At 69.7% G+C, this 24,740-nt stretch carries 22 protein-coding genes; 12 read left to right on the top strand and 10 right to left on the bottom strand.

Annotated features, from left to right (window positions below; genetic code table 11):
- Positions 1-2: 2 nt before the first annotated feature.
- Positions 3-905: an aldose 1-epimerase gene (locus G6N64_RS08945; RefSeq protein ID WP_163796574.1), complete on the top strand. Its 903-nt coding sequence runs from the start codon at positions 3-5 to the stop codon at positions 903-905.
- Here G6N64_RS08945 and G6N64_RS08940 read toward each other — a convergent pair.
- The 4 genes from G6N64_RS08940 to dnaK all read right to left on the bottom strand — a co-directional run bounded on the left by G6N64_RS08940 (position 898) and on the right by dnaK (position 5,102).
- The gene (locus G6N64_RS08940) at positions 898-1,284 is read right to left on the bottom strand and encodes a heat shock protein transcriptional repressor HspR (protein ID WP_163796573.1); all 387 of its coding nucleotides are present in this window, start codon (positions 1,282-1,284) and stop codon (positions 898-900) included. The genes G6N64_RS08945 and G6N64_RS08940 overlap by 8 nt on opposite strands.
- Positions 1,284-2,468 (bottom strand): molecular chaperone DnaJ, encoded by a 1,185-nt coding sequence (gene dnaJ / locus G6N64_RS08935; protein WP_163796572.1) that lies wholly within the window; start codon positions 2,466-2,468, stop codon positions 1,284-1,286. Before dnaJ ends, G6N64_RS08940 begins: the two co-directional genes overlap by 1 nt.
- Positions 2,469-2,652: 184 nt before the next feature.
- Complete coding sequence (gene grpE, locus G6N64_RS08930) at positions 2,653-3,201, bottom strand: nucleotide exchange factor GrpE (RefSeq protein ID WP_246231055.1); 549 nt, start codon at positions 3,199-3,201, stop codon at positions 2,653-2,655.
- A gap of 41 nt (positions 3,202-3,242) precedes the next feature.
- Entirely contained in the window at positions 3,243-5,102 is a 1,860-nt protein-coding gene (dnaK, locus tag G6N64_RS08925; RefSeq protein ID WP_163796570.1) for a molecular chaperone DnaK, read from the bottom strand.
- A 220-nt stretch (positions 5,103-5,322) separates the two neighbouring features.
- Between dnaK and G6N64_RS08920 the strand changes: the two genes are divergently transcribed.
- Both G6N64_RS08920 and G6N64_RS08915 read left to right on the top strand, forming a co-directional pair.
- A complete protein-coding gene (locus tag G6N64_RS08920; RefSeq protein ID WP_163796569.1) occupies positions 5,323-6,165 on the top strand; it encodes an arginase family protein in 843 nt (280 codons plus the stop codon).
- A gap of 163 nt (positions 6,166-6,328) precedes the next feature.
- Positions 6,329-7,753, top strand: a complete 1,425-nt coding sequence (locus G6N64_RS08915) for an HNH endonuclease signature motif containing protein (RefSeq protein ID WP_246231054.1) — start codon at positions 6,329-6,331, stop codon at positions 7,751-7,753.
- Here G6N64_RS08915 and G6N64_RS08910 read toward each other — a convergent pair.
- Both G6N64_RS08910 and G6N64_RS08905 read right to left on the bottom strand, forming a co-directional pair.
- Positions 7,750-8,301 carry a hypothetical protein gene (locus G6N64_RS08910; RefSeq protein WP_163796568.1) on the bottom strand — a complete coding sequence of 184 codons (552 nt, stop codon included), beginning with the start codon at positions 8,299-8,301 and terminating at the stop codon, positions 7,750-7,752. The genes G6N64_RS08915 and G6N64_RS08910 overlap by 4 nt on opposite strands.
- 44 nt (positions 8,302-8,345) lie before the next feature.
- Positions 8,346-9,173, bottom strand: coding sequence for an alpha/beta hydrolase family protein (locus tag G6N64_RS08905; protein ID WP_163796567.1), 828 nt, complete (start codon positions 9,171-9,173; stop codon positions 8,346-8,348).
- Positions 9,174-9,259: 86 nt separating this feature from the next.
- On the opposite strand from G6N64_RS08905, the gene G6N64_RS08900 reads away from it, so the two are divergent.
- The 8 genes from G6N64_RS08900 to G6N64_RS08865 all read left to right on the top strand — a co-directional run bounded on the left by G6N64_RS08900 (position 9,260) and on the right by G6N64_RS08865 (position 17,178).
- The gene (locus G6N64_RS08900) at positions 9,260-9,802 is read left to right on the top strand and encodes a hypothetical protein (protein ID WP_163796566.1); all 543 of its coding nucleotides are present in this window, start codon (positions 9,260-9,262) and stop codon (positions 9,800-9,802) included.
- Positions 9,803-9,855: 53 nt separating this feature from the next.
- Positions 9,856-11,232 carry a mycothione reductase gene (locus G6N64_RS08895; protein ID WP_163796565.1) on the top strand — a complete coding sequence of 459 codons (1,377 nt, stop codon included), beginning with the start codon at positions 9,856-9,858 and terminating at the stop codon, positions 11,230-11,232.
- Entirely contained in the window at positions 11,229-12,656 is a 1,428-nt protein-coding gene (gene zwf / locus G6N64_RS08890; RefSeq protein WP_163796564.1) for a glucose-6-phosphate dehydrogenase, read from the top strand. Before G6N64_RS08895 ends, zwf begins: the two co-directional genes overlap by 4 nt.
- Positions 12,646-14,469 (top strand): glycoside hydrolase family 15 protein, encoded by a 1,824-nt coding sequence (locus tag G6N64_RS08885; RefSeq protein WP_163796563.1) that lies wholly within the window; start codon positions 12,646-12,648, stop codon positions 14,467-14,469. Before zwf ends, G6N64_RS08885 begins: the two co-directional genes overlap by 11 nt.
- Positions 14,470-14,471: 2 nt before the next feature.
- The gene (locus G6N64_RS08880; RefSeq protein ID WP_163796562.1) at positions 14,472-15,095 is read left to right on the top strand and encodes a TIGR03085 family metal-binding protein; all 624 of its coding nucleotides are present in this window, start codon (positions 14,472-14,474) and stop codon (positions 15,093-15,095) included.
- A 66-nt stretch (positions 15,096-15,161) separates the two neighbouring features.
- Positions 15,162-16,094 (top strand): LLM class F420-dependent oxidoreductase, encoded by a 933-nt coding sequence (locus G6N64_RS08875; protein WP_163796561.1) that lies wholly within the window; start codon positions 15,162-15,164, stop codon positions 16,092-16,094.
- A gap of 39 nt (positions 16,095-16,133) precedes the next feature.
- Positions 16,134-16,583: a hypothetical protein gene (locus G6N64_RS08870; protein WP_163796560.1), complete on the top strand. Its 450-nt coding sequence runs from the start codon at positions 16,134-16,136 to the stop codon at positions 16,581-16,583.
- Positions 16,584-16,620: 37 nt separating this feature from the next.
- Positions 16,621-17,178 (top strand): hypothetical protein, encoded by a 558-nt coding sequence (locus G6N64_RS08865; RefSeq protein ID WP_163796559.1) that lies wholly within the window; start codon positions 16,621-16,623, stop codon positions 17,176-17,178.
- Here G6N64_RS08865 and G6N64_RS08860 read toward each other — a convergent pair.
- The 4 genes from G6N64_RS08860 to G6N64_RS08845 form a co-directional block, all read right to left on the bottom strand.
- On the bottom strand, positions 17,175-18,680 hold the full coding sequence (locus tag G6N64_RS08860; protein WP_163796558.1) for a dynamin family protein: 1,506 nt from the start codon (positions 18,678-18,680) through the stop codon (positions 17,175-17,177). The genes G6N64_RS08865 and G6N64_RS08860 overlap by 4 nt on opposite strands.
- Before the next feature lie 41 nt (positions 18,681-18,721).
- On the bottom strand, positions 18,722-20,563 hold the full coding sequence (locus tag G6N64_RS08855; RefSeq protein WP_163796557.1) for a dynamin-like GTPase family protein: 1,842 nt from the start codon (positions 20,561-20,563) through the stop codon (positions 18,722-18,724).
- Between the two features lie 86 nt (positions 20,564-20,649).
- Positions 20,650-21,696 carry an IniB N-terminal domain-containing protein gene (locus G6N64_RS08850; protein WP_163796556.1) on the bottom strand — a complete coding sequence of 349 codons (1,047 nt, stop codon included), beginning with the start codon at positions 21,694-21,696 and terminating at the stop codon, positions 20,650-20,652.
- 268 nt (positions 21,697-21,964) lie between these two features.
- Positions 21,965-22,492, bottom strand: a complete 528-nt coding sequence (locus G6N64_RS08845; protein ID WP_163796555.1) for an Rv0340 family IniB-related protein — start codon at positions 22,490-22,492, stop codon at positions 21,965-21,967.
- 251 nt (positions 22,493-22,743) lie between these two features.
- On the opposite strand from G6N64_RS08845, the gene G6N64_RS08840 reads away from it, so the two are divergent.
- Positions 22,744-24,732 carry an Hsp70 family protein gene (locus G6N64_RS08840; RefSeq protein ID WP_163796554.1) on the top strand — a complete coding sequence of 663 codons (1,989 nt, stop codon included), beginning with the start codon at positions 22,744-22,746 and terminating at the stop codon, positions 24,730-24,732.
- Positions 24,733-24,740 lie beyond the last annotated feature (8 nt).

Raw genomic sequence — 24,740 nt, 5'->3', positions numbered from 1 at the left:
GTATGCCCGAGTTGGAATTCATCACGCTGCAGGATCCGTCGTCGTCGCTGACCGCCACGTTCGTGCCCGGCGCCGGCATGATCGGCACCTCCCTGGCCGACGACGGCGTCGAGTACCTGGGGCAGCGTCGCGGCCTGGAGGCCTACGTCACGGCGGGCAAGACGATGGGCATCCCCATCCTCTACCCGTGGGCGAACCGGTTGAGCGGCAACGAGTATCAGGTCGACGGCACGGCGGTGTCGCTCATCCCGGGCAACGGCAACGTCCGCACCGACGAGCATGGCTCGCCGATCCACGGGGTGCTCGCCGCCTACCCGGGCTGGGTGGTCACCGCCCAGTCGGCCAACGCCCTGACGGCGACGCTCGACTTCGGTGCGGATCCGACCCTGCTGGCGTCGTTCCCGTTCCCGCACGTCCTCACCCAGGAGGTCACCCTCGCCGACCGGGTGCTCCGGATCGCGACCACCGTCACGCCCACCACGTCCGCGCGGGTGCCGCTGTGCTTCGGCTACCACCCGTACCTGACGATCCCGGGCGTGCCGCGCGACGAATGGACGCTCACCACGCCGGCGATGCGCCACCTACCGGTGGACGACGTCGGCCTCCCGACCGGGAACCACGAGGCCTGGTCCGGTGGCACCACGTCGCTGGCGGGAACCACCTACGACAACGGCTTCGACGAGGTCCCGCCGGGCGCGGTGTTCACCCTCGCGGGCGGGGACCGGCGCGTCGACGTGACGTATGAAACCGGTTACCCCGCAGCGCAACTGTTCGCGCCGCCAGGGGACGCGCTCGTCGGCATCGAGCCGATGGCCGCCCCCACCGACGCACTGCGACGCGGCGACTACCGGTCGGCGGCGGAGGGGTCGCCCGAGACGGCCCGGTTCTCGATCACCGTCACCTAGCGCGCGGGCCCTTGCGCGGCTGCCAGACGACGAGCGCGGTGCTCTTGGGCACCACCGCCACGTCCCGGCGCTGTGTCGACCGCAGGCGGTCGAGTTCGGCGGCCATCTCGGACATCCGGGACTGCAGCGCCTCGACCTGATTGGTCAGCTCGATGATGCGCTTGATGCCGGCGAGGTTGACGCCCTCGTCCTGCGACAGCCGCTGCACCTCGCGGAGCAGGTCGACGTCGTGCTGCGAATAGCGCCGTCCCCCACCGGAACTGCGCTGCGGACTGACCAGGCCGAGCCGGTCGTAGGTCCGCAGCGTCTGGGCGTGCATGCCGGCCAGTTCGGCGGCCACTGAGATGAGGTACGTGCGGGCGTCGTTCTGCGCACTCATCACGACCCCGCCCATCCGGCCCGGGGATCGAAGCCGCTGGCCCGCTCGGCCGTCGCGTACGCCTCCAGCGCCTCGAGCGCCTCGCCCTCCAGGTTCGGAGGTACCGCGACCTTGACGGTGACCAGCAGGTCGCCGTGGCCGCCGCTGCGCTTCGGGACGCCCCTGCCACGCACGCGCAGGATGCGTCCGTCCGACGTGCCCTTCGGCACCCGGACTCCGACCTTGCCCTCGAGCGTGGGGACGGAAAGCGTTGTGCCGAGCGCCAGTTCGTGGAAGCTCACGGGAACGGTGACGACGAGGTCGTCGCCGTCGCGGCCGAACACCTTGTCGGGACGCACGTGCACGGTGACGTACAGGTCACCGGACGGCGCGCCGCGCAGACCCGCCTCGCCCTGGCCGGCCAGCCGGATGCGCTGACCGTCCTCGACGCCGGGCGGGATCCGGACGTTGATGGTCCGGGTGCGGGTGATCTTGCCTTCGCCGTGACACTCGTCGCACGGGTCGTCGATGATCGACCCGGTGCCGCGGCACTCGGTGCACGGCTCGGAGAAGCCGAACGCACCCTGGTTGCGGCTGATCACGCCGGCGCCGTTGCACGACGGGCAGACCCGCGGGCTGGTGCCGGGGCGCGCACCGCTGCCGTGGCAGTTGGTGCAGGGCGCCGGGCTGGTCAGCCGAAGCGGCATCGCCACGCCCTTGGTGGCCTCGAGGAACGACAGTTCCGTCTCGGTCTCCAGGTCGTTGCCCCGTCGTGGCCGGCTCGGCCGCGCCTGCTGGGCGCCGCGACCGAAGAGGCCGCCGAACAGGTCGCCGATGTTGGCGCCGCCGGTCTGGCCGGCCGCACCGAACAGGTCGCCGAGATTCACCTCGCCGTCGGTGCCGTATCCGCTGCCGAATCCGCCGAAGTTGCCGTCGCCCGGGGTGAACCGGCGATTGAAGCCGCCGCCGGCGAAGAGCCGACGGGTCTCGTCGTACTCCTTGCGCTTGGCGGGGTCGGTCAGCACGTCACGTGCTTCGCCGACCTCCTTGTAGAGTTCGTCGGCCGCGGTGTCACCGGGCTTGCGGTCCGGATGATTCTCCGCGAGAAGCTTCTTCGCCACCCGCTTGATCTCCGCGGTGTCGGCATCGGAGGAGACGCCGAGCACCTTGTAGAAGTCCTTCTCAACCCACTCGCGCTGGGCCATTCCGCGTCACCTCCTTAACCTGCTGCATCAGTTGTGTACCTACTCTTGATCATGAGGCCTCTCGGCCCCTGAAGCGTGCTGGTCGGCGATATCGCGCCGAGTGTCGTGCCGTCGAGCCGTGGGGCGGACGGTGGCGACATCGAACCGGGTCGCCACCGTCCACCACCGTTCGACATCCGTCGGACTAGCCGGCTTCCGATGCCGCGTCGCTGGATTCGGTGTCGTCCACCGAGTCCACGACACCAACCATCGCGTTGCGCAACACGTTGTCGCCGAGCTTGTAGCCCTGGCGCATCACCGTGCCGAGCACCGGATTCGAGCCGTCGCCCTCGTGCTGTACGGCCTCGTGCAGCGACGGATCGAACGGATCCCCCACCACACCGAAGGCGACCAGGCCGAGGCCGTCGAGCGCGGCGGCGAGCTTGTCCGCCACCGGCTTCAAGGGACCGGAGTCCAGGTCACCGTGGCTGTGGGCACGCTCGAGGTCGTCGAGCACGGGCAGCAACTGCATCACGGCAGTCACCTTCCCGCGTTCCGCGGCGACCTGCTTTTCGCGGTCCGAGCGCTTGCGGTAGTTGTCGTACTCGGCCTTGACCCGCTGCAACGTCGCCTTCAGTTCGGCTGCCTCGTCCGTCTCCGGTGCGGCGGGGGCGCCGGGTGCCGACTCCTCGGCACCCGAATCGCGCACCTCACCGGTGTCGGGATCGATTCGCCGCTTGTCAGTGATGGTCACCGGCTCGTCGAGCGGATCTCGCCCTTCGTCAGAGGAACGGGTCACTTGTTCTCCCGGGTGTCATCGTCCTCGACGACCTCGGCGTCGACGACGTTGTCGTCAGCGGAACCGGATGCCTGGCCTCCGTCAGCGCCCTGCTCGGCCTGCGTGGCCTCGTAGATCGCCTGACCGAGCGCCTGGGACTCGACGCCCAGCTTCTCCATCGCGGTCTTGATCGCCGCGATGTCGGAGCCCTCGAGCGCCGACTTGGCTTCGGCGACAGCCGAATCCACCTTGCTCAGCGTCTCCTCGGGAACCTTCGACCCACCCTCGGCCTCGCGCTGCTCCTTGACGAACTTCTCCGTCTGGTAGACCAGCGACTCGGCCTGGTTGCGGACGTCGGCTTCCTCGCGACGCTTGCGGTCGTCCTCGGCGTGCGCCTCGGCGTCCTTGATCATCCGATCGATGTCGTCCTGGGAGAGGCCGGAGCCCTCCTGGATCTTGATCGTGTTCTCCTTGCCGGTGCCCTTGTCCTTCGCCGTGACGTGCACGATGCCGTTCACGTCGATGTCGAAGGTGACCTCGATCTGCGGGACGCCGCGAGGAGCCGGCGGGATGCCGGTCAGCTCGAAGCTGCCGAGCAGCTTGTTGGCCGAGGCGATCTCGCGCTCACCCTGGAAGACCTGGATCTGCACCGACGGCTGATTGTCGTCGGCCGTGGTGAAGGTCTCCGACCGCTTGGTCGGGATGGTGGTGTTGCGCTCGATGAGCTTCGTCATCACGCCGCCCTTGGTCTCGATGCCCAGGCTCAGCGGGGTCACGTCGAGCAGCAGCACGTCCTTGACCTCACCGGCGAGCACACCGGCCTGCAGTGCGGCGCCGACGGCGACGACCTCGTCGGGGTTGACGCCCTTGTTGGGCTCCTTGCCGCCGGTCAGTTCCTTCACCAGTTCGGTGACCGCGGGCATGCGGGTGGAACCACCGACGAGCACCACGTGGTCGATCGCGCCGACCGAGATGCCGGCGTCGGCGATGACCGACTGGAACGGCTTGCGGGTGCGGTCCAGCAGGTCCTGCGTGATGCGCTGGAACTCTGCACGGGTGAGCTGCTCGTCGAGGAACAGCGGATTCTTGTCCGCGTCGACGGTGATGTAGGGCAGGTTGATCGACGTGCTCTGGCCGGAGCTGAGCTCGATCTTGGCCTTCTCGGCGGCTTCGCGGAGCCGCTGCATGGCCATCTTGTCCTTGCCCAGGTCGATGCCCGCGCTGGCGCGGAACTTGTCGACCAGCCAGTCGACGATGCGCTGGTCCCAGTCGTCGCCACCGAGGTGGTTGTCACCCGAGGTGGCGCGAACCTCGACCACGCCGCCGCCGATGTCGAGCAGCGAGACGTCGAACGTGCCGCCACCGAGGTCGAAGACGAGGATCGTCTGGTCCTTGTCGCCCTTGTCCAGGCCGTACGCCAGTGCGGCCGCGGTGGGCTCGTTGACGATGCGCTGCACCTCGAGGCCGGCGATCTGGCCGGCTTCCTTGGTGGCCTGACGCTGGGCGTCGTTGAAGTAGGCGGGGACGGTGATCACCGCGTCGGTGATGTCCTCACCGAGGTAGGCCTCGGCATCGCGCTTCAACTTCATGAGCACGCGCGCACTGATCTCCTGCGGCGTGTAGTTCTTGCCGTCGATCTCCACGGACCAGTCGGTGCCGATCTCGCGCTTCACGGAGCGGATGGTCCGGTCGACGTTGGTCACCGCCTGGTTCTTGGCGGGCTGTCCGACGAGTACCTCGCCGTTGCGCGCGAACGCGACGACCGACGGGGTGGTGCGGGAGCCCTCCGAGTTCGCGACGACGACGGGATCGCCGCCCTCGAGTACCGAGACGACGGAGTTGGTGGTCCCGAGGTCGATTCCGACCGCACGAGCCATAGTGTGTGCCTCCTGTTGTTTCCCTAACAGCGTTAGTTCATGGGTCTGAGTGGACCACGCTCAATCCTGGCCTCAGGCTGTCGCCTTGTCAACCGAGAGTTGAGCCTGTCGCGCTCAAGTGTCAGTGGGTCCAACCGGGGTGGTCCCGGATTCATTCCCCGGTTGCGGCGCCTCTTTAATTCGGGTGCGGCGAGGCCCCGCCGTCCATAACGTCGACGCCATGCTTCGTTCCGCTGAGGTCCTCGTGTTCGTCGGCCCGACCGGCGACCACAACGATCGCGGCATGTCCGGTGCGTCCGTAGTGGGCCGCGCACTGGGACGGCGACTCGACCTCGTGCCCACCGTCCTCGGGACACCGCAGCCCGCCGATTCACAGCCCTGGCAGACGGCGCTGCCGACCGCGCTACCCGGACTGCGAGACCTGCAGCGCGTGCACGCGAACGTCCTTGCCGGCGGGCGGATCCCGGTCTGCGCGCTGTCTCGCTGCGCGGCATCGCTGGCGACCTTGCCCACCATCGCAGAACGTCGCCCGGACGCCTTCGTGGTCTGGTTCGACGCGCACGCCGACCTCAACACTCCCGACACCACGACGACCGGTTACCTCGGCGGTCTCGTCCTGAGTGCGGCCATCGGATGGTGGGACAGCGGGCTCGGCGCAGGCCTGTCACCGGAGCGCGTCGTCCTGGGCGGCAGCCGCGACCTCGACCCACCAGAGCAGTCCCTCGTCGATGCGGGCACCATCGCCCTCGCCGCGGGGCCCTCGATGCACGAACTGTTGGACCTGTACGTGGGCGACCGTCCCGTCTACTTCCACCTCGACTGCGACGTCCTCGAGCCCGGCACGGTACCGACCGACTATCGCGTGCCCGGCGGACTCACCCTCGACGACCTCGCCGACGTGGCGCGACGACTGAGCCGCAACGAGATCGTCGGGATCGAGGTGGCCGAGTTCGAATCTTGGGAGTTCGAGGTGGCGGCCGACGCGGCCGACGTCACCGACTACGCGGGTCCCCTTGTCGACGCGCTCGAGCCCCTGCTGACGGTGGTGTCCCGGCCGCGTTGACCGTGTGGCGGGGGCCGGAAGCGTGCACGCGCTCTACCACCGGGCTCCGACATTCACCTACTCGATACCGGTTGCGCCACAGGGTTATCCACAGTCGCGCATTCATCCCCAGGCTCACTGAAATCGCACCCTTCGTACGGCCTCAGATGGCAGAATCAAACATGTGTTCGATGAATGGGCGGCCCTCGGCGACGCCGCACTCCTGGCGTCCATGGCCACCGAACTGCGCACCGAACGCATCGCCACCGCCCGCCGCATCCTCGCCGCCGGCACCCTCGCCATCCGCCGAGACCCCGGACCCGACGCCACCACCGCCCTCTGGACCGTCGACGACCTCGACGTCGCCATCGCCGAAGTCTCCGCCCACCTCGGCATCAGCCGCCACCGCGCCCGCACCGACATGCTCCTGGGCACCTGCCTCATCCAACGACTGCCGGAATTGGCCAACCGATTCCTCGCCGGCGACGTCGACCGCCGCATCATCGCCACCATCGACGACCGCACCCTGCTGATCCAGGACCCCGACGTCCTCGCCGCCATCGACACCAAGATCGCCGCCGCCGCCCCACACTGGAACCACCTCTCCGAGAAGAAGCTCACCGAAATCCTCGACTGGCTCGTCACCGACCTCGACCCCGACGCCCAACGCACCGCCCGCCACCGCCGCGACGACACCCACGTCACCATCCACCCCGACCGACACGGCATGGCCGACCTCACCGGCCGCCTCACCGCCGACGCCGGCCTCTGCCTCGACGCCCGCCTCACCGCCGTCGCCGCCACCGTCTGCCCCGCCGACCCCCGCACCCACCACCACCGCCGCGCCGACGCCCTCACCGCCCTCTGCGACGGACACACCCGCCTCGACTGCCAGTGCGGCACCGACACCTGCACCGCCACCGATCGCAATGGCAACGGTGGGCATCAGATCGTCATCCACGTCCTCACCGACCACACCACCCTCGACGCCACCACCAACACCCCCGCCTACATGCCCGGCCACGGACCCATCCCCGCCGACCACGTCCGCGAACTCGCCGGCTCACCGCGCACGAAGGTCCGCCCCGTCCCCCAACCCGACGACCTCGTCGCCGAGAAGGGGTACCGGCCCTCCACCGGACTCGCGGCGTTCCTGCTCTGCCGCGACCTCACCTGCCGCTGGCCCGGCTGCACCCGACCCGCCCAGAACTGCGACACCGACCACACCACCCCCTGGCCCCACGGCGCCACCCACCCGTCCAACACCAAACACCTCTGCCGCCACCACCACCTCATGAAGACCTTCTGGATCGGCACCGGCGGATGGAACGACACCCAGCACCCCGACGGCACGATCACCTTCACCAGCCCCACCGGGCTCGTCTACACCACCACCCCACTCGGAGCGATGCTGTTCCCCCACCTCGCCACCCCCACCGGCACCCCACCCAGCACCGGGCCACCACCCGACCAGACCACCGACCGCACCACCAAGGGCCTACGCATGCCCACACGCCCACGCACCCGCGCCCAACAACGCCAACGCCGCATCACCACCGAACGCGACACCAACATCGCCCACCGACTCGCCAACCCACCACCCTTCTAGGGCAGATCGATGTACGTCAGCCCGAATCCGTTGGGCGATACGGTGAAACCCTTGCCGGTCTGGTCGTCTCGGCAGGACACCACGGAAACCTGTGTCTTGCAGGTAAATCCGCCGGTCTGCAGGACGGTGCCGGCGGGTAGCGTCCGCGGGGTGCCGGCCGACTCCCAGATCGGTCGGCCGAGCGAGAGGAATCCGGCGTCGGCGCTCTCCATAACGGCGATGACGTTCGGCCGCGACGGGTCTCCGCCGGGATCGGGAGCCTGCGCCGGCGGCATGTTCTGGAATCGCAACGGGCCTTCGTCCGGGTTGAGCGCACACGCGGCGCGGTTCCCGTTCGACGGATAGTCAGCGATGACGCAGACCCACGTCGACGAGGGTGTGAGGAAACCCCACTGCGGATACCGGGAATCGGGCGAGGCGTACTCCGCCGGGTTCGCGAAGGTGGGCGGACTCGGACTCGGGGCGGCCGACGGAGGATCGGCCGGCTCGCCGCAGCCACTCGCCAGCACAACCACACCTACCGCCGCGACCGTCCAGAATCCGCCCATGCCACCGGTTGTACTCGCTAGGGCCGCCGCACGTTCGGCGCCCATCACGTCCGCTGGTGCAGCGCCTCGACGCACAGGTCCCACGCCTGGGTGCCGACGGTGATGGGGTCGAAGTGGTCGCCGTCGAACGTCCGCAGTTCCGACCGGTCGCCGGCCCGCACGGCTGCGGCGACGAAGCGTTCGGACTGGTCGATCGGCACGTTGGCGTCGCGTGTGCCGTGCACCGCGACGGTCGGGACGCCCAGTGGCAGCCGCGCGAATGGCGACGCCTGCGCGTACGCCTCCGGTCGCTGCGACGGCGAGCCGCCGAGGAACGCGTCGACGGCTCCCGCCCCCAAACCATCCGCTGAACCACGGACCAGGTCGAGCACCCCGGCCTGCAGCACGGCGCCCGTCATCGTCACGCGTCCGCCGCGCCGGGCCGCCAACCACCCGGCGAGCTGACCTCCCGCCGAATGACCGAGCCCGACAACGTGATTCAGATCCAACCCGTCGGCACGGTCGGCGAGACCGTCGAGAGCGGCGGCAACGTCGTCACCGGTCTGCGGCCAGCCGCCTCCGCTGCCGACTCGGCGATACTCCACGTTGAGCGCGGCGAACCCGCGACCGGCCAGGTCGGCCGCGAGGGGCCGACCCAGCTCGGCGCCGTAGCTCGACGTCCAGTACCCGCCGTGCACGACGACCACGACCGGCGCCGCGGCCACGCCCTCGGGCAGCGTCAGCTCGGCGTACTGGCTGGGGTCGTCACCGTAGGAGAAGCGCATGGGCTCATCCTCCCCACGCTCCGGCGGCGCCGCGGTGGCACACGCCGTGGCGACGCCGGCCAGAGTGCCCAGGACGGCCATCGCGCGGCGTCGTGTCAGGTGGGCCATGCCGCCATGCTCCCTCGTGCAACACGGCTTCATAACAACGCCAGTCACGCGTTTCCCACGGGTAACACCGTGGGTACCGTTCACAGGTGACCACACGGGCGATTGCAGCGAGTGTCCTCGCCGTGGCCGCGCTCCTAGCGGGCTGCTCGTCCACCACCGACGGCGACCCCAGACCCAACGCGGCCGACCCGACCGAACCGACGTTCCCGACGACGAAGCCGTCGCGCTCGAGCCCCACGTTGCCGCCACCGCCCAGTACCCCGACGCCGACAGCCGCACCGCCCCGCGCCGCCGAGGTGTTGCCCGCACAGAACGGCTACGTCTTCATCGAGACCAAGTCCGGCCAGACGCGCTGCCAGCTCAGCGAGGCCGAGGTCGCTTGCGAAGCGCAGTTCACCAATCCCCCGACCGTGGGCGGCAGCCCCGCCAACGGCGTCCGCCTGACCGCGAACGGCGACGAGGAGTGGGTGGTCGGCAACCTCGGCGACATCCCCGTCGTCACCCTCGACTACCGGCCGTACTCGGCGGTGGGCTGGACCATCGACGCCAGCGAGGCCGGGACACGGTTCGTCAACGTCGCCACGGGCCGGGGCATGTTCGTCGCGATCGAGGCCGTCGACGTCTTCTGACCGTAATCCCTAGCCGGTTTAAACACTCCGACCCGCAGGGAAGCCCCGTCGACGTGCATCACGACGTCCTCATCATCGGCTCCGGGTCCGGCAACTCGGTCATCAACGACTCGTTCGCCGACCTGAGCGTGGGCATCGTCGAGGAACGGCGGGCAGGCGGGACCTGCCTCAACTTCGGCTGCATCCCGTCGAAGATGCTGGTCTACGCCGCGGACGTGCACGACACGGTCGGCGCGGCCGACCGCTACGACGTCGACGCAGAACTCGGGGGCCTGCGCTGGGCCGACCTGCGCGATCGCGTGTTCACCCAGACCGATGCCCGTTCCGACGAGGGGCGCAAGGGTCGCGAGGACAGCGAGAACGTCACCTTCTACTCCGGCCACGCCGAGTTCACCGGCCCCCGCGCCATCCGCGTCCGCGACGTGGACGGCAACGTCACCGAGGTCACGGCCGACCAGATCGTGCTGGCCAACGGCGGCCGGCCCGAGGTTCCGCCCGTCGTGGCGGACTCGGGACTTCCCTATGAGACGTCGGATACCGTGATGCGCATCGACGACGCGCCGCGACACCTCGCCATCCTGGGCGGCGGGTACATCGCCGCCGAGCTGGCCCACGTCTTCGCCGCAGCCGGCAGTCGGATCACCATCATCGAGAAGTCCGACCGTCTCCTCGGCGGACCGCAGGACGACGAGTTGCGGCGCACGTACACCGACCTCGTGCGCGACCAGTACGACCTTCGCCTGGGGGCCAAGCTGACCGCGCTCGACGGTGAGCCCGGCGCGCTGCGCATCACGCTCGACGACGGCAGCACCATCGAGGCCGACGTGCTGCTGGTCGCCGCGGGCCGCAGGCCGAACAGCGACCGGCTCGAACTGGACAAGGCCGGCGTCGACGTCCGCGACGACGGCCGTGTGGTGGTCGACGAGTTCGGCCGCACGACCGCCGACGGCGTGTTCGCCCTCGGCGACGTGTGCACGCCGATCCCGCTCAAGCACGTCGCCAACCGCGAGGCGGAGGTGGTCTCGCACAACCTGCTGCACCCCGACCAGATGCGCGAGTTCGACCACGATCTGGTGCCGTCCGCGGTGTTCACCGACCCCCAGATGGCCTCGGTGGGCCTGACCGAACAGAAGTGCCGCGACTCCCACCCCGACTACCTGGTGGGCCGCAAGGACTATGGCGAGACCGCCTACGGGTGGGCGCTGCGGGACGACTCCGGGTTCTGCAAGGTGCTCGTCGACGGCGACTCGCACCGCATCCTCGGCGCGCACGTCCTGGGACCGCAGGCCGCCACGCTCATCCAGATCTTCGTCGTCGCGATGAAGTTCGGCATCCGCGCCGACGACCTTGCCCACCAACCGTTCTGGATCCATCCGGCGCTCACCGAGGTCGTCGAGAATGCCCTGCTCAGTGTCAAGGAGGCCGCATGACCAACACCAGCGATCCCAATCCCACCGTCTTCGTCCTGTTCGGTGCGACCGGAGACCTCGCCAAGCGCAAGCTCTTTCCCGGCCTGTACCGCCTCGCCGCGGCGGGCCGCATGCCGAGCGACTTCGCGATCATCGGGTCCGGCCGCCACTCCCCGGGGACCGACGACGAGTTCCGGGAGAAGATCGCCGACGGCCTGAAGGACGGGATCGACGACATCGACGAGAAGGTGCTGCAGGATCTGATGCAGCGCTTGTCCTTTCAGACCTCGGACGCCGACGACGGTAGCGACCTCGCGGAGGCCGTCCGCCAGAAGCGGTCCGATCTGGGGGCGGACGCCCGCACGCTGATCTACCTGTCCGTGCCGCCGACCGCCATGCAGGGCATGATCGGCATGCTCGGCCGCGAGAACATGACCGAGGGCGCGCGTCTGGTGGTGGAGAAGCCGTTCGGGACCGACCTGGACTCGTCGCGGAAACTCGACGCCGTCCTCAAGGAGGTCGTGAACGAGGATCAGGTCTATCGGATCGACCACTTCCTCGGCAAGGAGGCGGTGCAGAACATCCTGGCGCTGCGGTTCGCGAACGGTTTGATCGAACCCGCTTGGAACCGCGACCATCTCGTCTCGATCGAGATCGACGTGCCCGAGACACTCACCATCGAGGGCCGCGGCAGCTTTTATGAGTCGACCGGATGCTTTCGCGACATGATCACCACGCACCTGTGCCAGGTGCTGGGCTTCGTCGCGATGGAGGCACCCGTCCACCTCGACGCCACGTCGCTGCGCAACGAGAAGTCGAAGGTGTTCCAGGCGATGCGGCCGCTCGATCCCAAGCGGGTGGTGTTCGGCCAGTACGAGGGCTACCTCGACGAGGAGGGCGTCGACGACGACTCGACGGTGGAGACCTACGTCGCACTCGAGGCATTCGTGGACAACGAACGCTGGCAGGGCGTTCCGTTCTACCTGCGCACCGGCAAGGCACTCGCCGCCACCCGTCGCACCGTCACGCTGACGTTCCGCAGCCCGCCCGCAGGCCGGTTCGCGAACGGCGACGGCACCGAGGAGCACGCACCGAACCAACTGGTCCTCGAACTCAACGACACGCCCGCCTTCGAGGTCGACATGCTGGCCAAGCGTCCCGGACCGACGCTGGAGCTGATGACGTCCACCCTGCGTCACGACGCCTCGGAGGACGACCCCGACGACGAGCCGCTGGAGGCCTACGAACGGCTGCTGCTCGACGTGATGCGCGGCGATCAGACACTGTTCACCCGCGCCGACGAGGTCGACAGGCTGTGGCAGATCTGCCAGCCGGTACTGGACGACTCACCGAAGGCACTGCCCTACCCCCAGGGGTCCTGGGGCCCCGACGAGGCGCTGCGTCTGCCAGGGCCGCGGGGATGGCGGCTGCCCGATGACCGGTGAGTGGCCGGCCATCTCCGATCACGGGTTGATCGGAGACCTCCGCACCAGCGCGCTGGTTGGAACCGATGGCACCATCGACTGGTTCTGCGCGCCCCGGTTCGACTCACCGAGCGTCTTCGGCGCCATCCTCGACCCGGAGAAGGGCGGCGCGTGGCGCCTCGCACCGACGTGTGAGGTGTCGCGGACGCAGCAGTTCTACTTCCCCGACACCGCCGTGCTCATCACGCGGTTCCTCACCGCCGACGGCGTCGCCGAGGTGCACGACTTCATGCCCGTCCTCGGCGCAGGCGACCCCGAACACCGGCAGCGCCTGGTCCGGCGGGTCAGCGGCGTGCGCGGCACGATCAGGATCCGGACGAGCGTCGACGCCCGGCCCGACTATGCCCGCCAGCAGTGCCGTGCGGAGGAGACCGGCGACGGCGTCCTGATCACCGGCGACGGCGTACGGCTGGGCTTCGTCGCGTCGACGGATCTGACGATCGAGGAGGGCGCCGACAACACCACCGTCAGCGCCGAGGTCGAACTGAACGAGGGGGACACCGCGCTGTTCGTCCTCGAGATCCTCGGGGCCGACGACCAACCGTCCTGCAACGCCATGGACATGACCGATGCGCTGCTCGACTCCACCACGACGTTCTGGCGGCAGTGGCTGCGCAAGTCGCGCTACCGGGGTCGGTGGCGCGAGATGGTGCACCGGTCGGCGATCACGCTGAAGCTGCTCACCCACGAACCGACCGGCGCCATCATCGCCGCGCCCACCACCAGTTTGCCCGAATACGTTGGGGGCAGCCGCAACTGGGACTACCGCTACGTGTGGGTGCGTGACGCCGGATTCGTGCTGTACGCCCTGCTGCGGCTCGGCTTCACCGAGGAGGCGAACGCGTTCATCGGATGGCTGTCCGAGCGCATCGGCCGGGAACGCCGAGAGGACCACGACCTCGGTCCGCTGCGGGTGCTCTACGACATCGACGGGAACGTGCCGAAGGACGAGTACGAACTCGACCACCTCCGCGGCTACCGCGACTCGCGCCCGGTGCGCGTCGGCAACGCGGCCGTCGACCAACTCCAACTCGACATCTACGGCGAGCTGATCGACTCGGTGTACCTGTTCAACAAGTACGGGCCCGGCCTCAGCGACGACGCGTGGCACGACGTCACCGACATCGTCAGCTGGGTGATGGAGAACTGGGAGCGCGAGGACGCGGGCATGTGGGAGGTGCGCGGCGAGACCCGGTCGTACACGACGTCGCGGCTGATGTGCTGGGTCGCGCTCGAACGGACGATCCGCGTCGCCCGCCAGCGCGGCCTGCCCGGTCCGATCGCCGAGTGGTCGAAGGTCCGCGACGACATCTACGAGCGGATCATGTCGGAGTGCTGGGACCCCGAGCAGAAGTCGTTCACCCAGACCGCGGGTGGTTCCGAACTCGACGCCGGGGTACTGCTCATGCCGATGGTCAAGTTCCTCTCCCCCGCCGACCCGAAGTTCCTCTCGACGCTCGACGCGATCGAGGAGAACCTGGTCACCGACACCCTGGTGTTCCGGTACACGCCGGAGTCGGACGGTCTCGACGGCGAGGAGGGCACCTTCTCGCTCTGCTCGTTCTGGTACGTCGAGGCGCTCACCCGCGCGGGCCGCCTCGAGGACGCGCAGCTGGCGCTGGAGAAGATGTTCACCTACGCCAACCACGTCGGCCTCTACGCCGAACAGGTCAGCGCCACCGGCGATCAGGTCGGGAACTTCCCGCAGGCCTTCACGCACTTCGCACTCATCAGCGCCGCGATCAACCTCGATCGCGCTCTCGACAGGGGATGAACATGTCAGTAGCTCAAGCCGAACGCGCCGGACTGGTCGCCGCCATGCGCGAGGTCGGACCGGACGCTCCGACCCTGTGCGGGGACTGGACGGCGCGAGACCTCGCCGCCCACCTCGTGATCCGCGAGCGCCGACTCGACGCCGCACCGGGCATCCTCGTCCCCAAGCTCGCCGGGTACACCGAGCGCGTCCAGGATCAGGTGGCCGCCGAGAACGACTGGAACGTCCTGCTCGACAAGGTCGCGTCCGGCCCGCCGACGCTGTCGCCGTTCAAGCTGCTCGACCCGCTCGTCAACGTCTCGGAGATGTTCATCCACCACGAGGACGTGCGACGTGCCGGGGCCGAGTGGGAGCCCCGCGTCCTCGACGAGGCGACCACCACGGCACTGACCCGCCAGGTGTCGCTGATGTCGCGCCTGATGCTGTCGAAGGTGCCCGCGCGCGTCACCCTGCGCACCCCGGAGGGCAAGACGCTGGCCACCACCGGCAGCGGACCGTCCGTCGTGGTGACGGGTGACCCCGGCGAGCTGTTGCTGTTCGTGTCGGGTCGCGACCAGACCAAGGTGGAGATCACCGGCGACGACGACGCGGTGCGTGCGGTCCGCGAGGGTCGCGGCGGGCTGTAGGCGAAGCGACTAGGGAATAGGCTCCGGCGGGCAGGAGCGAAGCGACTAGGGAATAGGCTCAGCGACATGGACTTCCGGGTATTCGTCGAACCGCAGCAGGGTGCCACCTACGCCGACCAGTTGGCCGTGGCTCGAGCCGCCGAGTCGCTGGGCTACTCCGCCTTCTTCCGGTCGGACCACTACCTCGCGATGAGCGGCGACGGGCTGCCCGGGCCCACCGACTCCTGGGTGACGCTCGGCGGCATCGCGCGCGAGACGTCGACCATCCGGCTGGGCACGATGGTCACCTCGGCCACCTTCCGCCATCCCGGCGTGCTGGCCATCTCGGTGGCGCAGGTCGACGAGATGAGCGGTGGCCGTGTCGAACTCGGCCTCGGCGCCGGCTGGTTCGAGGCCGAGCACGAGGCCTATGCGATCCCGTTCCCGCCGCTCGGCGAGCGCTTCGACCGCCTCGGCGAGCAGCTCGAGATCCTCACCGGGATGTGGAACACCCCGGCGGGCCAGACCTATGACTTCGCCGGCACGCACTACACCGTCAAGGACTCGCCGGCCCTGCCCAAGCCGACGCAGTCGCCCCACCCGCCGATCGTCATCGGTGGCGGCGGACCCAAGCGGACACCCGCACTGACGGCCAAGTACGCCACCGAGTTCAACATCCCGTTCGTCGCCCTCGACGTCCTGACGAAGCAGTTCGAGCGCGTCGCGGCGGCGGTCGCCGACGCGGGCCGCGCGGCGGATTCGCTGACGTACTCGGCGGCGTTCGTGCTGTGCGCGGGCCGCGACGACGCCGAGGTCGCACGTCGCGCCGCCACGATCGGCCGCGAGGTGGACGAACTGCGGGAGAACTCGCCGCTGGCGGGCACCGCGGCCCAGATCGTGGACCGGCTGGCACCGTTCATCGAGGCCGGGGTCCAGCGGGTGTACCTGCAGACCCTCGACATGTCCGACCTCGATCACCTCGACTACTTCGCCTCCGAGGTCGTCCGCCAACTCGCCTGACCGGGCACCGGTAGGGCGGCCGCGGCTACTATCAGCGCCGTGACCGGCGGCAGGGGTGACGAGCCCGACGACCCGCGCGAGCCCGCGTGGCACGAGCGCACGTCGACGCTGCTCGGCGCGAGCGTCGGGGCCGTCGCGGTGCTCGGCGTCCTGTACCTGCTGATCTCGTCCCTGCTGACCGGATCCGACGACCCCGATCCCGCGGGCCAGTACTTCCTCGAGCCGACGGCGACGACGTCGCGCTTCTCCACGTCCGGCTCCGAGTCGACCACCACCACCCAGACGATCACCAGCACCAGCCCGCCGGCCACCACCGACATCAACGATCCGAATGCGCCGACGTCGACCACGTCGGGCACCGAGACGACCGACTCCGACTTCGGCGACACCCCGACGTCCCGATCGTCGCGGAGCACGACCGGCGAGGACGGTCCGACGTCGCGTCGGCCGCGCTTCAACGAGACCAGGACGCTCTACCCGCGTCCCTAGGCCGTCGGCGCCGCGGCACGCCCTAACATCGATGCACATGACACGCGGCGGACCTCCAGGCGACGACTACTCGGACGGCGACCCCACCGTCTACGGGCCCAACTACGGCGACCAGGGCTATCAGACCGGTGGCTATCAGGGCAGCAGCGACCCGACGCGGCAGTTCGCGCCCGAGCCCCCGCTGCCACCCGAGACACCCTGGTACCGCAAGCCCGCCGCACTGGTCGGACTGGGCGCGGTCATCGCGCTGATCGTCGCCGCGATCGCCTACGTGGCCATCAACATGGCGTCGGACGACTCGGCCCCCTCCGATGCCACCACCACCACCTCGGCGACGTCGAGTGCCGCCGTGGCCCCCGCACCCTCCGGCACGGTGACCGTCACCCAGTCACCGAGCGGCACCGGCGAGACCACCGCCCCCACCACGACGACCACCACGGAGTCGACGACCACAACCACGACCACGACCCCGTCGACCACCACCACCACGACGACGACCACGCCGCCGAGCACGAGTACGAGCACCAGCACGGTGACGGAGACCTCGACGCAGACGGTGACGCAGACGACCGCCGCGCCGCCCCCGACGCCCTAGCGGTTGCGGGCCGAGTAGTCGGCGACGAGCGCCTCGGCACTGCGCACCGCGGCCCGGCACGCCCGGGTGGTGAAGGGGTCGTTGAGCGGATGGTCGGCGCGTCGGCGCCACCGCTGGGCGGCGGCGAACGCTGCGCGCGGCCCGTCGTAGGGGGTGTCGGGTCCGAGACCGAGCCGGCTCGCGGCGTCGGTCCCCGAGCCGCCGATGATGCGTCGCAGAGACGCCATCTCGTCGGGGTTGAGCGTCGTCTCCCGCGACCGCAGCGCGCTGAGCAGCCGCAGCTCCTCGAACGCGTGCGTGTCCGCCAGCAGTGGGTCGATGTCGGCGAGGATGTAGGGCGTCGCGTAGATGGGGTGCGCCTCCACGAAGCGCCGCAGCGACACCAGCGCGGTGTGCGCCTTGAGCAGGTCCGACCGCTGGGCGAACTGCTGATCGATGACGTCGCGCAGCGCGATCAGACCGCTGCGCTCCAGGAGTTCGTCGGCCAGGGCCACCGAGTCACCGATCCCCGCGCGCAGCACGGCGATCGAGATGCGGATCCCGAACATCCCGAACCGCTCGAGCAGCGCCGCGCGGGTGGGGGCGTCGACGGGTAGGTCCAGGTCGGCGCGCACGAACCTGTCGACCGAGAGCATGGCCTTCGTCAGCTCGGCGGCGTCGACCGCGGCGAGCTTCTCCAGTGCGACGAACTCGCTCTGACGCAGCGTGCGGGCGGTCAGGGCGAGCAGCCCGGACACCGGGACGACGGCCTGACAGATCCCGGTCTTGTCCATCTCGGCGGTGAACCGCGTCGCGACGTCCTTGGCCGACAGCATCGCGTCGATGCGTCCGGCGCCGATCTCGTCGGCCCGCGAGGCGACGCCGATGACGCCCAACGCACCCGACGATCCGCCGACCAGCGTGCCGATCTGCTTGAGCAGTGCGATGTCGGCGGCGTTGAGCGTGCGGAGCAGGAACACCACGGCGTCGACGCGGGGAACGCCGTCCTCGGGGACGAGGAGGCGCAGCGTCCGCTCGGAGACGTCCCGGTTCAGCGACGACGTACCCGGCGTGTCGATGATCGTGGCGTCGATGAGTTCGGCGGCGGGCCACTCGACGTCGAGGTCGACGACGTCGCCCGGGTCGACGGTGGCGAAGTCGAACGTCAGGCCCCGGTGCTTGGCGGGGTCCCACGCCTCGCGGGCGATCGGGACGTTGGTGCGGCGCCCACCGCGGTGGTTGGCGGTCACCTTGGGGGTCGGACCGTGCCGGAACCACGTGACGATGCGGGTCGCCTCCGTGGCGTCGGTGGGCGCGATGTCCTCGCCCACCAGCGCGTTGACCAGTGTCGACTTGCCCGCCTTCAACGTGCCGGCCAGCGCGATACGGATGGGCTGGTTGAGCCGACGGCCGATCCAGTCCAGCTCGTGGTGGACGTCCGCGCGCTGCTGGTACGCCGGGTCGGAACGGTAGGCCGCGACGGTTCCGCCCAGGATCGCGCGCACCCGGTCACTCGTGCTCATCTCGCGCTACCCGAACTCATCGGGAAACCAGCTTAGGCGGGTCAGGTCTTGGCGGGTTCGCCGCTGGTGGCGATGCTGGTCGCGTGCGCGATCACCTGCCGCAGGATGTTCTGCTGGCGCTCGAGTTCGGCCACCCGGGTGTTCCGCTCGTTCTCCTCGAGCTTGGCCGACGCGAGGGTGGCCTGCAGCGACTCCTGCAGCGAGCGGGTGGTCTGGTTGGCGATCTCGCGGTAGTGGTCGCGTAGCTGACGCTGCACGCCCTTGAGGCGGTCGCGGGACTCCTTGCTCACGACGAACGACACGTCGTCGACGAAGCGGCGCAGGTTGGTCTTCGCCTCGTTGCGCACGCGCATCATCCGGTTCTCCATGTCCTCCTTGTAGGCCTTGCGGCCCAGCAGCAGGCCCGCGCCCAGGGACAGCGGGTTGAACATGCCCAGACCCGCGAACGACGTCAGCATGCCGAACATCAGCACGCCGCCGTAGGACCCGCGCATCCCGGTGACCACCTTGTGTCCGGCCTTGATCGGCTTGGCCTCGAGGCCGGCGAGGGACCTGAACTCGCCGAAGCCGGCGCCCATCTCGCGGGCGTCGACGTGCGGCATCTCGACCGCGCCCAGGCCCGCCTCCTCGAAGGTGCGGGCCACCTCCTGCGCGAGCGCCTCCGCGCGCTGGTAGGCCCAGACGAAGTTGTCGCCGACGGCCGTCGCGATCGCGCTCTCCAACTCGCCACCGATCTCGGCCCAATGGTGGGTGGGGTCGCACCCGTCGATCGTCTGCTCGGTGTGCTGGGTGATGGCGCGGAACCGGGCGCGCAGGTCGTGGTCGACGTCGGCGGTCAGGTCGGAGATGCCGTCGTTGAGCACCTGCTGCCACAACGCGGTGTGCGCGAGCGCGTCCTGGGCGTCCTGCTTGCGACGTTCGAGGTCGGCGGTCAGCCGCTCACGCTCGCCGGGGTCGTTGATGGACGACAGTTCGGTCTCCACCGCCAGGCTGAGATGCTCTGCAGCGGAACGCACCTCGGCGAGTACCTGGTCGCGGATCCGGTCGTTCTCGCGGGTCAGCACGCGCTCGTTGAGGAACTTCACCACGGCCGGGAAGTTGGACTCCTCGTTGAGTTCCTTGTCGTTGAGCTGAATGGCGTGGCTGCGCAGGACCGCCGAGACCGGCGTGACGGACGTCGAGACGCCGGCGCGCCGGAGGTGGTCGGTGTTGGCGGCGACGATCTCCCGCCAGTGCGGGTACAGGTCGATCTTGGTCGCGAGAACCGTTGCCAGCGGGCAGATCTCGAGTGCCTGCCGCATGAACGTCATCTCGGGTTCGGTGAACTCCTGGCTGGTGTCGCTCACCATGAGCATCGCGTCGGCGTCCGGCAGCAGACCCAGGGTGGCCGACAGGTGCGGCTGTCCGTGACCGCCCACGCCAGGGGTGTCGACGAACGCGAGTCCGTTCTTCAGAAGCGGACTCGGGGCGGTGACCTCCACGCGCAGCACCTCGCGGCCGCGGGCCTGCGGGGCGCGGCGCAGGTCGGTCTGCACCTCCGACGGCGGGATCTCGACGACCTCGGGTTCCTCGCCGTCGCCGCGCGACACGATCAGCCGCGCGGACGCCTGCTCGCCGTAGGAGACCACGGTCGCCAGGGCGGTGGTCTCGTCGTCGCCGACGCGGGCGACGGGGACGTTGAGCAGCGAGTTGAGCAGTTGGCTCTTGCCCTGCTTGAGCTGGCCGGCGATGACGACGCGGATCTGCGGGTCGCTGATCCGCTCCTTGGCCTGTTGCAACCGGGCCACCAGGTCGCCGCGGTCCTTGGCACCCGCGATCGCGACGGCGTGGTCGATGAGTTCGACGATCACCTTGACCTTGCGCGGGTCGTTCGGTTGCGTCATGGCCTCATCCTCCCTGGTCTGTCGGTAACGGTCGGCACGCGAACTGGCGGGGACCGGTGTCGGTCCCCGCCAGCTCTGGTGCGCGATCAGAAGGCGTCGAACTCCGTCGCGTTGTGCGATGCCAGATCGGTGTCGTTGTGCGACGCGATGTCGGTCGAGTTGCCCGAGCCGACGGCGCTGGTGAAGCTGTGGTCGTCGACCGTGGTGTCGGTGTCGGTGTGGTTCGACACCGAGTTGTCGACGTGCGTGTTCACCGAGCTGTCGCTCGAGTTGTGGCTGCCCAGATCGCCACCGGCGGTGGTCTGGTTGCCGCCGACGACGCTGCTGGTGCTGTGCGAGCTGGTGTCGGTGACGATGATCGACCCACCGCTGCCGCCGCTGCCGGCGTTGGCGTCGTTACCGCCGTTGCCGAGCCCGATGCCGAGCAGGCTGCCACCGCCACTGGAGCTGGCGCCGCCGCCGTGGCCGCCGGACATGTCGTTGTCCTTGATGACGGTGCCCTCGTTGCCGGTGATGATGTCGCCACCGGAGTGCTGCGAGTTGTCGTGCACCGCAGTGTCGTTGCCCGCGCCGATCGTGACGGGCGAGTTGCCGTCGGCGGAGATGATGCCGGTGTTGGCGTTGTTGTCGTCGCCGACCACGTTGCCGTTGCCCTTGACGCTGGTGGTGTCGATGTCACCGGCGGTGCCGGTGTTGACGACGGCCCCGTCGGTAGCGGTGTTCGACGTCTTGTCGCCGAGGGTGATGTCGCCGAAGCCGAGGTTGAACGCGCCGTTCTGGGCGTTCGCACCCGCACCCTGGTCGGGGCTCGCGATGTCGTTGTTGCTCGCCAGGTCGGTGTTGTTGCGGCTCGCGAACTCCGTCTGCGTCTGCGGCGCGAAGCTGGTCTGCGGCGAGAACGGCGACGCGATGCTGTGGTAGTCGGCAACCGCGCGCTGCAGACCGTAGACCGGGTCACCGCCGCCGAGCGCCAGTCCCGCGGGAGCGGCGGTGGCTGCCACCGAGGCGAACTGCGCGGCGCTGACGTTCGGCAGGCCGGCTGCGCGCATCGCGCCGTCCGGATCGGCGATGAAGGACGCCGCGGTGGCCGGGCTGCGGAAGAGGTCGAGGATGTAGTCGATCAGGTTGGTCATCGAAGTGCCTTTCGGTTGGTGTTCTCGGTCTGGGTGTCTGGTCGTCGGCGTGCCGGCGAACTGATGACCAATTTATGGACCGCGGCGGTCCCCGGGAACGGGGCCGAAACCCCTGCCTCCACAGTGCCATGGTGGGGTGCCCCAGGGGTGTGCGTTAGGGGATTAGGGGATGCACGGGGGGATGTCTCGACACCGTCTCTGAACTGCTCCGATACGACAACAGCGCGGCCATTTCTGGCCGCGCTGCTGGACGTTGCTGGGGGTGGGATCAGGTGTAGAGGTCGAATCCCGGGGTGTCGAGGTGGGGGTCGTCCGTCGGCTGATGCAGGTGGTCGAAGCCGCCGAGGTCGTCGGCCGGCAACGCCTCGTCGAGCGCCACGCCGTGGATGACCGGCGCATCCAGCGCCCAGGCGGGGTCGTCGTCGTTGGCGATCGAATGCAGCCCGTCGTCACCGGTGTCGACCACGGTGGAGGCGACGTCGTCGTGGCGACCCACGAGGTCGGTGATCACCGGGTCGTGCACTTCCGGGACCGGCAGGTGGTCGAAGGCGTCGAACGCCGCGGTCGCCGCACCGCTGGACCACACGTTGCCGCCGTCGCCGAAGACGTCGACCCCGGTCGCGGGCGCCGCCGAGATGGACTCGGTGACGACGGGGATGAGACCGTTCACGTCGGCGGTCGTCACGCCGGTGAGATGTGCGTCGGCGATGGCCTGCGCGGGATCCGCGGCGTACCGGGACGCCACGTCGGGGTCTCGCACCACCGACATCACGAAGTCGAGCAGCGAGTTCGCCACGGCACCTGCCTCCTCATCCAGCCATCACGGACGTATTGCTGTGAACGATATCGCCGCAGGCGGGAGCGGGAATCGGTGCCGAACCCACCGCTGCCCACCCGCCATTAGGGGATGACGCATTAGGGGGTCCGACGCGGTAGGGGGATCAGCGCCCCCGCCCCATACCGGCGGCTAAGGTGAGTGCTGGTCGCAGCGCACGAGCGACAGTCGACCGCGACCCTCCCTCGACACGCACAAAGGTCTCCGCATAGATGAGCGCTCTCGGATTGTCGGTAGGAACCACCAACCTGGTCGCCGCCGTGGTCGGCCGGCCGCCGGTGGTGCGACGGTCGATGCTGGCCCTGTTCAACGGGCGTCCTCCGGAGGTCGGTGACCAGTTCGGTCCGGACCAGCCGTCGCTCGTCCTCACCGGCTTCGTGGAACGCGTGGGCGACCCCGTTCCGATGGTCGCGGCGGACGGCTCGTCCCATCGTGGCGAGATCGTCCTGGTCGAGGCGCTCGACGCGCTGGCACGCCTGGCCGGCGGCGGAGCTCCGGTGACCATCACCGTCCCGGCCTACTGGGGTCCCGGCACGGTCGGCGCCCTGCGAAATGCGTTGCGCAACAAGCCGAGCCTGTCCCCCAACGGCGTCCCCCCGACGCTGGTCCCCGACGCGACGGCCGCGCTGGCGGCGCTCCGCGTGACACCGGGTCTGCCGAACGACGGCGTCGTGGTCCTGACAGACTTCGGCGGCAGCGGGACCAGCCTCACCCTGGCGGACGCGCGGGCCGGAATGACCGTCATCGGCGACACCGTGCGCTACCCCGAGTTCTCCGGTGACCTCGTCGACCAGTCGCTGCTGAACCACGTGATCGCCGGTGTGGCCGACGCGGGCAACTCCGATCCCGCGGGCACCGCGGCGGTCGGCTCGCTCACCCGCCTGCGCGACGAGTGCAGGCAGGGCAAGGAGCGGCTGTCGGCGGAGACCGCAGCCGTGATCCCGGTGGCACTGCCCGGCTTCGACTCCGACGTCCGCGTCACCCGGCCCGAACTGGAACGCCTCGTCGACCAGCCGCTGTCGGGCCTGCTGACCCTCATCGAGGAGTCGTTGCAGCGCTATCGGATTCCGCTCGCCGCCGTCACGGCCGTCGCGACCATCGGCGGCGGGGCCGCCATCCCGCTGGTCACGCAGCGGCTCTCGGAACGGCTGCGCGCGCCGGTCGTCACGACGCCGCAACCCGGCGTCGTCAGCGCGGCGGGCGCAGCGGTCCTGGCGTCCGGCGCACTCACCGACTCCGACCCGGACGCCACCGGTCTGGCACCGGTCGCCGACGACGCCGCGACCGGACTCGCACCCACGATGGGGTGGGCGGCAGGCTCGGCCGGAGCGCTCGGCGCCGCCGGGCTCGCCGGTGCTGCCGGCGCGTCCGCGGCACCCCCCACCCAGGCCGCCCCCAGCGCCGCCGACACCTCGGCCGCAGACTCCCTGGCGTGGTCGCAGGACGAGCCCGGCACCGGTGAACCGCTCCCGTACGAGGGTGCCGAGTACGACTACGACACACCGGGAGGCACCCCGACCGACGCACGTCCCGACATGGCCTTCGCCCGCGACGAGGCCGAGGAGGATCCCGATTCCGCACCCCTGGCCTGGTACAAGCGACCACCCCTGCTGTTCGGCGCGGCCGCCGCGGCCGCGCTGCTGGCGGTCGGCGGCCTGGCGGTCACGCTGACGGGCACCTCCACCGACTCGACGCCGGTCACCGAGAACGTCACCATCACGCGGACGGGCGAGAACGGCCTGGTCACCACCACGGTCGTGCCGTCCTCCGAGGTCTCGAACATCCCGCCGGGCCCGCTGACGACGTCGCCACCCACCACGACCTCGGCGGGTCCGTCGTCGAGTTCCTCGTCGACGACCACCACCACGTCGCCGACCACGACCACCACCACGACGACCACGACCACCACGACGACGACCACGACCACGACCACGACGCCGCCCACCACGACGACGACGCAGCCGACGACCACCACACCGCCGCCGACCACCACGACCCCGCCTCCGACGACGACCCAGGCGCCGCCGACGACGACGCGGGCACCCATCACCACGACCGTCGTGCCCGACGTCATCACACCCGAGCCCGCCACGGTCACGACGATTCCGACCGAGCCCGCGCCGGTGCCCGTCACCGCCAGCGTTCCCGCGCCCGAGGTGATCCCGCTGACCGAGGTCCCCGTAATCCCCGTCGTTCCGTGACCGTAGTC

It is taken from the genome of Mycolicibacterium sediminis (genome assembly GCF_010731735.1).
Lineage (GTDB): Bacteria > Actinomycetota > Actinomycetes > Mycobacteriales > Mycobacteriaceae > Mycobacterium > Mycobacterium sediminis.
Note: the sequence above shows the minus strand (reverse complement) of the source record. Positions and strands in the feature narration are given on the sequence as shown.